At 37.1% G+C, this 12,266-nt stretch carries 15 protein-coding genes and 1 other annotated feature; all 15 genes read left to right on the forward strand.

Features of this window, described 5'->3' with window-relative positions:
• Positions 1-40 precede the first annotated feature (40 nt).
• The 15 genes from mreB (at position 41) to JFT89_RS26010 (ending at position 12,196) form a co-directional block, all read left to right on the forward strand.
• A complete protein-coding gene (gene mreB, locus JFT89_RS25940) occupies positions 41-1,060 on the forward strand; it encodes a cell shape-determining protein MreB (protein ID WP_002015369.1) in 1,020 nt (339 codons plus the stop codon).
• A gap of 41 nt (positions 1,061-1,101) precedes the next feature.
• Complete coding sequence (gene mreC / locus JFT89_RS25945) at positions 1,102-1,953, forward strand: rod shape-determining protein MreC (RefSeq protein WP_002138478.1); 852 nt, start codon at positions 1,102-1,104, stop codon at positions 1,951-1,953.
• A 14-nt stretch (positions 1,954-1,967) separates the two neighbouring features.
• Positions 1,968-2,513: a rod shape-determining protein MreD gene (mreD, locus tag JFT89_RS25950; protein ID WP_002015371.1), complete on the forward strand. Its 546-nt coding sequence runs from the start codon at positions 1,968-1,970 to the stop codon at positions 2,511-2,513.
• 35 nt (positions 2,514-2,548) lie between these two features.
• Positions 2,549-3,235, forward strand: a complete 687-nt coding sequence (gene minC, locus JFT89_RS25955; RefSeq protein WP_016096069.1) for a septum site-determining protein MinC — start codon at positions 2,549-2,551, stop codon at positions 3,233-3,235.
• Between the two features lie 2 nt (positions 3,236-3,237).
• Positions 3,238-4,035 (forward strand): septum site-determining protein MinD, encoded by a 798-nt coding sequence (gene minD / locus JFT89_RS25960; protein WP_000503308.1) that lies wholly within the window; start codon positions 3,238-3,240, stop codon positions 4,033-4,035.
• 133 nt (positions 4,036-4,168) lie between these two features.
• The gene (locus JFT89_RS25965) at positions 4,169-4,915 is read left to right on the forward strand and encodes a M23 family metallopeptidase (protein WP_002067390.1); all 747 of its coding nucleotides are present in this window, start codon (positions 4,169-4,171) and stop codon (positions 4,913-4,915) included.
• Entirely contained in the window at positions 4,908-5,768 is an 861-nt protein-coding gene (locus tag JFT89_RS25970) for a M50 family metallopeptidase (RefSeq protein ID WP_002088816.1), read from the forward strand. Before JFT89_RS25965 ends, JFT89_RS25970 begins: the two co-directional genes overlap by 8 nt.
• 42 nt (positions 5,769-5,810) lie before the next feature.
• Positions 5,811-7,220 (forward strand): Rne/Rng family ribonuclease, encoded by a 1,410-nt coding sequence (locus JFT89_RS25975; RefSeq protein ID WP_201040906.1) that lies wholly within the window; start codon positions 5,811-5,813, stop codon positions 7,218-7,220.
• A 77-nt stretch (positions 7,221-7,297) separates the two neighbouring features.
• Positions 7,298-7,376, forward strand: a sequence feature (ribosomal protein L21 leader region).
• Positions 7,377-7,390: 14 nt separating this feature from the next.
• Positions 7,391-7,699 (forward strand): 50S ribosomal protein L21, encoded by a 309-nt coding sequence (gene rplU, locus JFT89_RS25980; RefSeq protein ID WP_000270907.1) that lies wholly within the window; start codon positions 7,391-7,393, stop codon positions 7,697-7,699.
• A gap of 11 nt (positions 7,700-7,710) precedes the next feature.
• Positions 7,711-8,055, forward strand: coding sequence for a ribosomal-processing cysteine protease Prp (locus tag JFT89_RS25985; RefSeq protein WP_002138477.1), 345 nt, complete (start codon positions 7,711-7,713; stop codon positions 8,053-8,055).
• A gap of 3 nt (positions 8,056-8,058) precedes the next feature.
• Positions 8,059-8,349 (forward strand): 50S ribosomal protein L27, encoded by a 291-nt coding sequence (gene rpmA, locus JFT89_RS25990; protein WP_000944957.1) that lies wholly within the window; start codon positions 8,059-8,061, stop codon positions 8,347-8,349.
• Positions 8,350-8,412: 63 nt separating this feature from the next.
• Positions 8,413-8,961, forward strand: coding sequence for a sporulation initiation phosphotransferase B (locus tag JFT89_RS25995; RefSeq protein ID WP_002015377.1), 549 nt, complete (start codon positions 8,413-8,415; stop codon positions 8,959-8,961).
• Positions 8,961-10,244: a GTPase ObgE gene (gene obgE, locus JFT89_RS26000; protein ID WP_002015378.1), complete on the forward strand. Its 1,284-nt coding sequence runs from the start codon at positions 8,961-8,963 to the stop codon at positions 10,242-10,244. Before JFT89_RS25995 ends, obgE begins: the two co-directional genes overlap by 1 nt.
• Before the next feature lie 172 nt (positions 10,245-10,416).
• The gene (locus tag JFT89_RS26005) at positions 10,417-11,124 is read left to right on the forward strand and encodes a response regulator transcription factor (RefSeq protein WP_002067394.1); all 708 of its coding nucleotides are present in this window, start codon (positions 10,417-10,419) and stop codon (positions 11,122-11,124) included.
• The gene (locus JFT89_RS26010; protein ID WP_050399547.1) at positions 11,114-12,196 is read left to right on the forward strand and encodes a HAMP domain-containing histidine kinase; all 1,083 of its coding nucleotides are present in this window, start codon (positions 11,114-11,116) and stop codon (positions 12,194-12,196) included. Before JFT89_RS26005 ends, JFT89_RS26010 begins: the two co-directional genes overlap by 11 nt.
• Positions 12,197-12,266: the final 70 nt, after the last annotated feature.

Consider the following 12,266-nt stretch of genomic DNA (forward strand, 5'->3'; position numbering starts at 1 on the left):
AAAAATGAGTCCGTGAAAATAAGAAGGGAAGATAAATGATATGTTTGGATTTGGTGGATTTACTCGCGATCTTGGAATAGACTTAGGAACAGCGAACACGCTTGTATATGTGAAAGGGAAAGGTGTAGTTTTACGTGAACCTTCAGTAGTAGCATTACAAACTGATACGAAACAAATCGTTGCGGTAGGTAGCGATGCAAAACAAATGATTGGTCGTACACCAGGAAACGTAGTGGCACTTCGCCCTATGAAAGATGGTGTAATTGCTGATTACGAAACAACAGCAATAATGATGAAATACTACATTCAACAAGCTCAAAAATCAAATGGATTCTTCTCACGTAAACCATATGTAATGGTATGTGTACCATCTGGTATTACAGCTGTAGAAAGACGTGCAGTAATCGATGCGACTCGTCAAGCTGGTGCTCGTGATGCTTATCCAATCGAAGAGCCATTTGCAGCAGCAATTGGTGCAAACTTACCTGTTTGGGAGCCGACTGGTAGTATGGTTGTTGATATCGGTGGCGGTACAACAGAAGTTGCAATTATTTCTTTAGGTGGTATTGTAACAAGTCAATCAGTTCGTGTTGCTGGTGATGATATGGACGATTCAATCATTCAGTACATTAAGAAAAGCTACAACTTAATGATCGGTGAAAGAACAGCAGAAGCACTAAAATTAGAAATCGGTTCTGCAGGCGAGCCAGAAGGTATTGAGCCTATGGAAATTCGCGGTCGTGATTTAGTAAGTGGTTTACCGAAAACAGTACTAATTCAACCAGAAGAAATTGCAGATGCATTAAAAGATACAGTAGATGCAATTGTAGAATCAGTTAAAAATACGTTAGAAAAAACTCCACCTGAATTAGCAGCGGATATTATGGACCGCGGTATCGTATTAACGGGTGGCGGGGCATTACTACGTAACTTAGATAAAGTTATTAGTGAAGAAACAAATATGCCAGTTCTTGTTGCAGAGGATCCATTAGATTGCGTAGCAATTGGAACGGGTAAAGCATTAGACAATATCGACCTTTTCAAAACTGCTGCTCGATAATATTGCAAAATAAAAATCAATGAAATTAAGAGGGTGTGAACGTGCCACAGTTTTTCTTAAACAAAAGATTAATTGTTTTGTTAGTTAGTATTATTCTTCTCGTGGCATTGATTGGAATCTCATTGAAAGAACGGAACAGTTTATCATGGCCAGAGCAGTTTATAAAAGATACTGTCGGTGTTGTAGAACGTGTATTCCAAAAGCCAGCGAACTATGTTGCCGGATTCTTCGAGAACGTAGAAGATGTAAAGCGCACGTATGAAGAGAATAAAAAGCTGAAAGCAAAATTAGATTCTACCGCAGATTTATCTGCAGTAGTGAAAAATTTAGACGATGAGAATAAAAAACTACGAGAATTAACTGGTAAAGAAAAGTCCCGTGGTGATTATACGGAAGTACAAGCTAGTGTGGTTTCTCGTAATCCCGATAAATGGTACGATTTAGTTGGAATTGATAAAGGAGCACAGCAAGGGATCAAAAAAGATATGGCTGTTGTAACTCCGAAAGGTTTAGTTGGACGCGTAAAAAGTGTATCTCAGTTTACATCTTCAGTAGAGTTGTTAAGTTCGATGAGCCGAACAAACCGTGTTTCTGCTATTGTACAAGGACAAGAAAATATCTTTGGATTGATTGAAGGTTACGATAAAGAAAAACAACTACTTCTTTTCACAAAGATTAGCTCTGATGCAAAAGTAGAAAAAGATCAACTAGTTGTAACATCTGGACTTGGTGATATCTTCCCAAAAGGTCTTGCGATTGGGAAAATTGTTGATGTTCAGCCAGATCCATACGGTTTAACAAAAACAGCTTATGTAAAACCATCCGCTGATTTGAATGATGTAGAGCATATTATAGTTGCAAAACGTGATATGCCTACAGCGCCGTTAGAATAGGAGGGAGAGAAGAGATGATGACGATTTTAAAAAGAGCAGCTCTTCCTCTTTTGCTCCTTTTTGTTTTTTTATTTGAAAATATGTTCTCTACTGTTGTTCCAACAGACGTCTTTTGGAAAGGCAGTATAGCAGCACCGCATTTCTTTATAATTGTGTTATGTTTTATTACAGTGTACTATAGTCCGGTTCAAGGGATTTACTACGGACTATTATTTGGTTTCTTATTTGATACCGTATACACGGAACTTGTCGGTATATATATATTTGCTTATCCGATTTTAGCTTATTTAGTTTATAGTGTGATGAAAGTATTACAATTGAATTTATTTATTGTCGCTTCTATCGTACTGGCTGGCATTGCAGCATTAGAGTATTATGTGTATGGGTTTTTAACTTTGTTAGGACGTACTCACATGTCAGCATCTGTCTTTTTCACAGATCGTCTCCTTGCTACTTTATTGCTAAATGGAATTTTCTTATTAATAGTTTGTTTCCCACTGAGACGATATTTAGTGCGTCTTTCAAAAGCGATAGAAGAAAAAGAAAAAAGGATTTTCTAATTTTATGTCGAATTGAATCGGTGGGGTGAACTTTAGTGGAAGAAAAAAAGCAACAAAATGTAACGATAAAAGGGACAAAAGATGGAATAACACTTCATTTAGATGATTGCTGTTCATTCTCTGAGCTACTAAAAGAATTGGATGAAAAGCTTTCTACACATTACTATGAGAGTGACGGACGTTCTTTAATTGAAGTGCGTGTTAAAGTAGGAAATCGCTATTTAACAGAAGTACAACAAGAAGAGATTCGTACGTTAATTCGCAATAAGAAGAACCTTGTTGTAGAATCAATCGAAAGTGATGTTATAACAAAAGCAGAAGCAATAGCTTGGAAAGAAGAAACAGAAATTGTCCCTATTTCCAAAATTGTTCGCTCTGGACAAGTGTTACATGTAAAAGGCAATTTATTATTAATTGGAGATGTTAATCCAGGCGGAACGGTTATCGCTGGGGGGAATATTTTTGTCTTGGGATCATTAAGAGGAATTGCACATGCGGGGTATGATGGAGATTCAGAAGCTGTTATTGCTGCATCTAGTATGAACCCTATGCAACTCCGAATTAGTGATGTGACAATGCGGGCTCCGGAAGAGAAAGAAGACGGAGCAGAGGCGGCAGAATGTGCGTACATTAATGAGAATAATCACATTGTTGTCGATCGCCTGCAACTTCTCACTCATCTTAGACCTAATTTAACAAAGTTAGAAAGGGGAATTGTATAGCTGTGGGAGAGGCAATAGTAATTACATCTGGAAAAGGCGGAGTAGGTAAAACTACAACGTCTGCGAACATTGGTACAGCCCTTGCGTTATCTGGAAAAAAAGTGTGTTTAATTGATACAGATATCGGTTTACGCAATTTAGACGTAGTAATGGGGCTAGAAAATCGTATTGTATTTGATCTTGTTGATGTCGTTGAAGGGCGTTGTCGTTTACCTCAGGCTCTTATTAAAGATAAGCGTTTTGATGATCTTTATTTATTACCTGCAGCACAAACGAGCGATAAATCGGCGGTAACACCTGAACAAATGGATGAATTAATACAAGTATTACGTCAAGATTATGATTACATATTAATTGATTGTCCTGCGGGGATTGAGCAGGGGTTTAAAAATGCAGTAGCAGGTGCGGATAAAGCAATCGTTGTAACAACACCAGAAGTATCCTCAATGCGTGATGCGGATCGTATTATCGGGCTTTTAGAGAAAGAGGATATTGAACCACCGAAACTTGTCATTAACCGTGTGCGTAGTCATATGCTTCATGAACAGGATATGTTAGACGTTGATGAAATCGTACGTACACTGTCAATCGAGCTTCTTGGAGTTGTCGAGGATGATGATGAAGTTATTCGTGCTACGAATACAGGTGAACCTGTAGCGCTGCAACCTAGTGGGAAAGCAGCAATAGCTTATCGTAATATTGCAAGACGCTTGTTAGGTGAGAATGTACCATTACAAGCATTTGAACAAGAAAAAGTATCGGTATTTACAAAGATGAAAAATTTCTTTGGAATCCGTTAAAAGCACTTCGCATAAATGCGGAGTGCTTTCTTTTTTCTTCGCATGAATATCTTCCTTCTATAACTCATACATATGTACAAACTGTATATAACTGTTTCTATTTGAATAAGGCTAACGAAAGAAAGGAGACAGTATGAAGAATAGACGTGTGGAAGAAATTAAAAAGCGGATTGCGAAAAGGAAAGCAGAGCAAGAATTGCTAGAAGAAGAGCAGTATTTTGCGGGAGGAGATTTTGATAGCGAAACGGTCTTTATTGAAGAGGGGGAGAAGGAAATTCATCCTCTATTTCGAAAAGAAGTTTTTCTCTTCAAAGTTTTGCTATCAGCAATATTAGTTCTTTCGGTTGCTATTTTATTTAAGAACGCACCTTCTTCTTTTGATGGTACTAGAGCTGTTACAGAAAAAGTTATGCAAGAAGAATTTCAATTTGCTACTATATCGAAATGGTATGAAAATCAGTTTGGAAAACCTCTCGTTTTCTTTTCTCCAAATGAGAAAAAAGAAGAGGCAATTCAGCAAAAGGATTATGCGATTCCTGCCTCTGGAAAGGTGATGCAAGGATTTCAAAAAAACGGCCAGGGTGTATTTGTTCAAACGGCTACAAATGCAACGGTGGAGTCAGTAAATGAAGGTATAGTTGTTTTTGCGGGCAAGAAAGAGGAACTTGGAAATACAGTTCAAATTCAGCACGCTGATGGCACGGAGTCATGGTATGCAAATTTAAATGATATGTCAGTAAAATTATATGATTACGTTTCAAAGAAACAAAAAATTGGAATAGTGAGTAATGATGACAATAATAAAAATGGGAAATTTTATTTTGCAATAAAAAAGAATGAAAAATTTATTGATCCAATTCAGGTGATTTCATTTGATTAAATATAGGGATGTTTTCACGAAAATTTCTGTGCATCCGTTGTTTTGGGTTATTATTGTCATTGGTATTTTTACGGCGCGTTTTAAAGAGTTACTATTGTTATTTTGTATCGTTTTAGTTCATGAACTTGGGCATGCTTTTGCCGCAGCGTATTATAATTGGCGTATTAAACAAATTCAGCTTTTGCCGTTTGGTGGCGTAGTTGAGATGGAAGAACATGGGAATAAATCGTTAAAAGAAGAATTAATTGTCGTTATGGCGGGGCCAATTCAGCATATATGGATGATTGCGGTCGCTTACATTTTGTATAAAGCGGGCTGGGTAACTGACGATTTGTACCATTTCTTTGTATGGAATAATGTCATTATTTTAGGGTTTAATTTATTGCCTATTTGGCCACTTGATGGCGGAAAAGTATTATTTAATGTATTATCATATCGTTTTCCCTATTTACAAGCACATGAAAAGATGATGAAATTGTCATGTGTTTTTTTTAGTGTAATATTAGGATGGCAGTTACTTTGGAATAGTAATAACATTATGATGTGGGTATTACTCGTTTTTCTAGCGATTTCTTTATATCAAGAATGGAAACAAAGACGGTACGCATTTATGCGTTTTTTATTAGAGCGTTATTATGGGAATAAAAGAGATATTGAAAAAATAGCACCTATTGAGGTGAAAACGGAAGATCATTTATATACGATTTTCACAAAATTTCGCAGAGGATATAAACACTCTATTATCGTCCATGGAAAATATAAAGAGCATTACACATTGGACGAAAATGAATTGTTGTATGCGTATTTTGCTGAAAAACGAACAACCTCATCTGTTGAAGAATTAATTGGTTAGTGTTGACGACGACACTAACCTTTTATATTGTAAGGAAAAGAAATGAAAAGTGAGGAAAGAATTTTGAAGACGTTATATATTAACTACACTGGTTCGGAAAAGCGTGTTGTGATAGAAGAGAAACAAAAAATTGTAGAGCTTTTATGGAAACGGAATGAAGAGCAGGAGATTGTCGGACATATTTATGTCGGGCGTATCGTAAGAACAATTGCTGGAATGAACGCAGCCTTTGTAAATATCGGATTAGAAAAACATGCATATCTTTCATTTGATGATGTACCATCTTCATATCGCATACATGAAGGACAGGCGATACTTGTACAAGTTGTGAAAGAGGCAATTGATACGAAGGGGCCAAAATTAACGGCGAAGATAGAAGTTACCGGAAAATATGTCGTTTACATGCCCTATGATGACATGCGCGCTGTTTCTCGGAAAATAAAAAATAATAAAAGAAGACAACAGTTACTGGGAATTGAAGTAGAAGGAACAGGTGGATACATTTTCCGTTCTGCTTCTGAAAAAGGAACGATCGATGAAATACAAGCTGAAATGCAAGGGTTGCAGCAGTTATATGAAGAGTTAAAAAGAAAAGAAGATCAAGGGAAGGCGCCCTTACTACTTCATCAACCAGCGACGTTTTTAGATCGTGTATTTCAGGAGAACCCAATTGAAACAATTGAAAAAATAGTTGTAGATACGAGAAGTATAGTAAAAGAATTAGAAGAAAAAGTAGGGAAAGAAAGAGTATCCTTTTATAATGAAAAATCTTCGATGTTTAACCACTTTGGAATAGATCGTGAAATCGAGAAAGCACTTCAAAAAATTGTGTGGCTACCAAATGGTGCCTATCTAATTGTAGAACAAATGGAGACGATGACTGTAATTGATGTGAATACAGGTAAATTTACTGGAAAACAAAATTTACAAGATACCGTATTTCGCACAAATGAAATGGCTGCTGAAGAGATTGCTCGTCAATTAAGACTTCGTGATATTGGCGGGATGATATTAATTGATTTTATTAATATGAAAAGACGGGAAGATAAAGAGAAGGTAAGAGAGCGTTTAATGATAGCTTTACAAGATGATCGCACATATACAAGAGTGCTTGGGTTTACAGAGTTAGGTATTTTAGAGATGACGCGTAAGCGCAAGAAACATTCGTTACGTGACGTATTATTAGAAGAGTGTGCGCCTTGTAAAGCGACAGGTTACGTTATATCTAATGAAACAATTGCGTATGAGCTAGAGAGAGAGCTTATTACTTATGGTAATATAGAGGATGAAGCTGTATTGATTGGTGCTTCAAAAAAAGTACAAAAACATTTTTCACAAAAAGAATTACAAAAAAATATTCCATTTGAAATTTATTTCAAAGATGATATTATCGAAAAGTACGCTATTATCCGTTTTGGAAGTAAGAAAGAAATTGTAGAACGGAAAAAATAGTTAGCAGAACATTCATTGACAATAGTCAATGAGTCATGGTAATATTTTTATGTTATAGTTTATAGCACCTAAACTGCTATATGCTACAACCGCACAAGACAGGTTCCCTAAAGACATTTTATGTCTACCTCGTTTTTGGCGAGTCTTAGTAATTAAGAGGAGGTGCAAGTATGTACGCAATTATCGAAACAGGTGGAAAACAAATTAAAGTTGAAGCTGGTCAAGCAATCTACATTGAAAAATTAGATGTTGAAGCTGGTGAAACTGTTACTTTTGACAAAGTTCTTTTCGTTGGTGGCGAAAACGTGAAAGTTGGTAGCCCAGTTGTAGAGGGTGCAACAGTTACTGCGAAAGTTGAAAAACAAGGTCGCGCTAAGAAAATCATCGTTTTCAAATACAAAGCGAAAAAGAACAATCGTAAGAAACAAGGTCATCGTCAACCTTACACTAAGCTAGTAGTTGAAGCTATCAACGCTTAATTCTGGTTAAGATGATTAAGATTACGATAAGTCGCACGAAACTAGGAAGTATCCGATCATTTAAAATGACTGGACATGCCAATTATGCGCCACATGGACAAGATCTTGTCTGTGCTGGAACTACAGCGGTTGTGTTTGGTTCTATAAATGCAGTGGAAGAACTTTGTAATGTGCAGGCAACTATTGAACTCGGAAGTGATGGCGGATTCTTGACGTATGAATTGCCTAATGATTTAGACGTTCATACAGCAGAAAAAGCACAAATACTTTTAGAAGGATTGGTTGTTTCACTTAAGACGATTGAACTTGATTACGGAAAGTATATCCGTTTAATAGAAAAAGTGCAGGAGGTGTAACGTATGTTAAGATTAGATCTTCAGTTTTTCGCATCTAAGAAAGGTGTAGGTAGTACAAAGAACGGTCGTGACTCTCAGTCAAAACGTCTTGGTGCTAAACGCGCAGATGGTCAAACGGTTTCAGGTGGTTCAATTCTTTACCGTCAACGCGGTACAAAAATTTATCCAGGTGTTAACGTTGGTCGTGGTGGCGATGACACTTTATACGCGAAAGTTGACGGCGTAGTACGCTTTGAGCGTCTTGGTCGTGACCGCAAACAAGTGAGCGTATATCCTGTTGCTCAAGAAGCATAAGAACTCACGGAAAACTCTAACCTGAGTGCAGGTTAGAGTTTTTCTATATTAAGGGGTATCTAAATGAATGAAAAATGGACAATTATAGATGCGTTGAGCCACTCGAGACATGATTGGCTCAATCGTTTGCAGATGGTTAAAGGAAATCTTTCCCTTGGAAAAGTGGAAGAGATTCATAGGCTCATCGATCGTTTTGTCCAAGAAGCGAGACAAGAATCCAATCTGATGGGGCTATCAATGCCTTTATTTTCAGAGTGGATTTTAACATATAATTGGAAACAGCAACCGTGCTTATTGGAGTACGAAGTATTAGGGAAATTACATAACTTATCTCATCTAGATGAGACTGTATGTACATGGACGAATCAGTTTTTCTTAATGCTTCAGCATAGTTTAGACGTATATGTTGAAAATTATGTTTGTATCACAATTGAAAGTGACGCGGAGAATGCTCGTTTCTTTTTTGATTTTCGTGGAAAGCTAACGAATGTAGAAGAACTACAAACGTGGCTTGCGAACGAAAACAATAAATGGTATTCCATTTCTTATACAGTACGAGACGAAGAAGTCTCAGTTATATTACAACTAATCGAAAAAAGTGTGGTGAAATAATGTTTGTAGATCAGGTCAAGATATATGTAAAAGGCGGCGACGGTGGTAACGGAATGGTTGCGTATCGTCGTGAGAAGTATGTACCTAAAGGTGGCCCAGCAGGTGGCGACGGTGGTAAAGGTGCAGATGTTGTTTTTGTTGTTGAGGAAGGCTTACGTACATTAATGGACTTCCGCTACCAACGTCATTTCAAAGCTGATCGCGGTCAGCACGGAATGAGTAAAGGTCAGCACGGTCGTAAATCTGAAGATTTAATCGTAAAGGTTCCACCAGGAACAATAGTGAAAGATGAAAAAACAGGTGAAATTCTTGCCGATTTAGTAACGCATGAACAAACAGCTGTAATCGCAAGAGGTGGCCGTGGTGGCCGTGGTAATTCACGTTTCGCAACAGCGACGAACCCAGCGCCAGAAATCGCTGAGAACGGGGAACCAGGTCAAGAACGTGATGTCACGCTAGAACTTAAAGTGCTAGCAGATGTTGGACTTGTTGGATTCCCAAGTGTAGGTAAATCTACATTATTATCTGTTGTATCATCAGCGCGTCCGAAAATTGCAGAATATCACTTTACAACAATCGTTCCGAATCTTGGTGTTGTTGAAACTGGTGATAACCGCAGCTTCGTTATGGCTGACCTTCCTGGACTAATTGAAGGCGCACACTCCGGCGTTGGACTTGGACACCAATTCTTACGTCATATCGAACGTACACGTGTAATCGTACACGTTATCGATATGTCTGGTTTAGAAGGACGTGAGCCATATGAAGATTATGTCACAATCAATAATGAACTAAAAGAATACAATATGCGTTTAACTGAGCGTCCACAAGTTGTTGTTGCAAACAAAATGGATATGCCAGATGCAGAAGAAAACTTACAAGCATTTAAAGAGAAATTGGGAGACGAAGTGAAAATTTTCCCAATCTCAGCTGTAACGAAACAAGGTGTTCGTGACTTACTATTTGAAGTAGCGAACTTATTAGAAACAACACCAGAATTCCCAATGTACGATGATGTAGAAGAATCTGAAGCAAGTGTAATGTACAAATTTGAATCTGAATCTAATTTTGAAATTACACGCGAAAGTGATGGCACATTTGTTATTTCTGGTTATGACATTGAGAAAACATTCAAGATGACAGACTTCTCACGTGATGAATCTGTACGCCGATTTGCTCGTCAAATGCGTGGAATGGGTATTGATGAAGCCCTTCGTGCACGTGGTGCAACAGACGGAGATATTGTGAAAATTCTTGAATATCAATTTGAATTTATCGATTAAGACTGCCGAAATATGGCGGTCTTTTTTTTTCGTTATTTGAGTCCAGTAAAAACCCAATTCATATAGGAGAACCATAAGTCGATATAGGAAAAAATCCCCATTGATTAAAGTTTCAATTTATAATAGAAAAAGGAGTGATTTTAGAAGAATATTTTATGGGGAGAAAAGGAATATGTATAAAATATTAATTGTAGAAGATGATGAAAAAATTGCAGAGATATTAGAGGAGCATTTAGAAAGGTATGGATATCAATCTTTCAGAGTGAGCGATTTACGGCATATAAAAGATGAGTTTGTAAAAGTAAGTCCTCATCTTGTGTTACTTGATATTAATTTACCATACTTTGATGGCTTCTATTGGTGCCGCCAAATCCGCACTGTATCGAATGCGCCGATTATTTTTGTTTCTGCAAGAACAGGGGAAATGGATCAAGTAATGGCGATTGAAAATGGCGGAGATGATTACATTACGAAGCCATTCCATTTAGATATCGTAATGGCAAAGGTGAAAAGTGCACTCCGCCGCGGGTATGGTGAGTATGCTTTGGCCGCGGAAAGTGACTGCTTAGGTGTTAATGGATTGTTATTATTCCCATCACAGCACACGGTAGAGTGGAAAGGTCAACAAACGGAACTTACAAAAAATGAGTTTTATTTATTAGAATGTTTAATGAAACAAGCAAATCAATACGCGACACGTGAAGAGTTGTTAGAGGCTTTATGGGATGAAGTAGCTTTTGTTGATGATAATACATTAACCGTGAATGTAAAGCGTGTAAGGAAGAAACTTGAGGAGTTAGGCATTAAAAATGCAATTGTCACAAAGCGTGGGTACGGTTATGCTCTTCTTACTGAGTGGGGCGAAGGGCATGAAGGTTAAAAATTACCTCATAGACCGCTTTTCTTTAATTATTACTTATATTGTAAGCCTTTGTTTATTTGGACTCGTATTGCAGCTGCAAAGCCTTTTAGAAAAGCGTGCGCTGGACTGGAGTACATGGTTATACGGACTTTTATTAGGGACAGTTGTGTTTAGTGTATACCTTATTTACGATTACCGAAAACGAAGTGTGTTTTTAAAGAGGATAGAACAGTATATTGCCGGTGGACATACATTACATGACTCTTTACTTATTGATACTTCTTATACAGCAGAGCAAGAACTGGTCGTTGAAGCGTTTACGCTATTAAGGCAGCAATATATGAATGAGGTTCATAAGCAGCATGCAAAAGAGCAACAGCAAATGATTTTTATGAACCAGTGGATCCATCAAATGAAAACACCAGTATCCGTTATTGAATTATTGTTACAGAAATATGGTAAGGAACACCGTGAAGCAAGGGGAACGATTGAAAGTATTCGTGAAGAAAATAACCGTATTTTAAATGGGTTAGATTTAGCGTTACATATGGCAAGGTTAGATCAATTTTCGAAAGACTATAAAGTAGAAGTAGTAAATGTTATAGAGGTCATTCGAGATATTATTAATGAAAATCGGAAGTCGTTCATTCAATCTTCTGTATTTCCGAAAATGATGTTTGAAGAAGAGACTTGTATGATTGCGTCTGATAGAAAGTGGCTTAGTATCGCGATGAGCCAAATTGTTGTGAATGCAATTAAGTATACAAAAATTTCAGAAGCAGAGAAAAAAGAAATTCAATTTCAAATTGAAGAGAAAGATCAAAAGGTGTTATTACATATTAAGGACAATGGAATTGGTATTCCTGAGCAAGATGTAAAGCGTATATTTGATCCGTTCTTTACGGGAATAAACGGCCGTAAAACAAGGGAAGCGACAGGTATGGGTTTATATATTACGAAGGAAATCTGCGATAATTTACATCATGGAGTGTATGTACAATCAACTGAAGGGGAAGGAACAACAGTTACGTTCCAATTTGCAAAAGATGAAGAATATCATACATTAATGAGAAAAATGACAAAACTGTAAGATAACAAAACGTTTTGTAAGGGAAATCACTCGTTTCTTTTTCTTATTTTTCTTATAGTAAATGTAAGAA

It is taken from the genome of Bacillus sp. TH25 (assembly GCF_016650935.1).
GTDB classification, from domain to species: Bacteria; Bacillota; Bacilli; order Bacillales; family Bacillaceae_G; genus Bacillus_A; species Bacillus_A mycoides.

What these genes read in the sequence shown, in the direction of transcription:
- mreB (WP_002015369.1), top strand. Translation starts at nt 41, where the DNA reads ATGTTTGGATTTGGTGGATTTACTCGCGATCTTGGAATAGACTTAGGA.
- mreD (WP_002015371.1), top strand. Translation starts at nt 1,968, where the DNA reads ATGATGACGATTTTAAAAAGAGCAGCTCTTCCTCTTTTGCTCCTTTTT.
- JFT89_RS25965 (WP_002067390.1), top strand. Translation starts at nt 4,169, where the DNA reads ATGAAGAATAGACGTGTGGAAGAAATTAAAAAGCGGATTGCGAAAAGG.
- JFT89_RS25975 (WP_201040906.1), top strand. Translation starts at nt 5,811, where the DNA reads ATGAAAAGTGAGGAAAGAATTTTGAAGACGTTATATATTAACTACACT.
- rplU (WP_000270907.1), top strand. Translation starts at nt 7,391, where the DNA reads ATGTACGCAATTATCGAAACAGGTGGAAAACAAATTAAAGTTGAAGCT.
- JFT89_RS25985 (WP_002138477.1), top strand. Translation starts at nt 7,711, where the DNA reads ATGATTAAGATTACGATAAGTCGCACGAAACTAGGAAGTATCCGATCA.
- rpmA (WP_000944957.1), top strand. Translation starts at nt 8,059, where the DNA reads ATGTTAAGATTAGATCTTCAGTTTTTCGCATCTAAGAAAGGTGTAGGT.
- JFT89_RS25995 (WP_002015377.1), top strand. Translation starts at nt 8,413, where the DNA reads ATGAATGAAAAATGGACAATTATAGATGCGTTGAGCCACTCGAGACAT.
- obgE (WP_002015378.1), top strand. Translation starts at nt 8,961, where the DNA reads ATGTTTGTAGATCAGGTCAAGATATATGTAAAAGGCGGCGACGGTGGT.
- JFT89_RS26005 (WP_002067394.1), top strand. Translation starts at nt 10,417, where the DNA reads ATGTATAAAATATTAATTGTAGAAGATGATGAAAAAATTGCAGAGATA.
- JFT89_RS26010 (WP_050399547.1), top strand. Translation starts at nt 11,114, where the DNA reads ATGAAGGTTAAAAATTACCTCATAGACCGCTTTTCTTTAATTATTACT.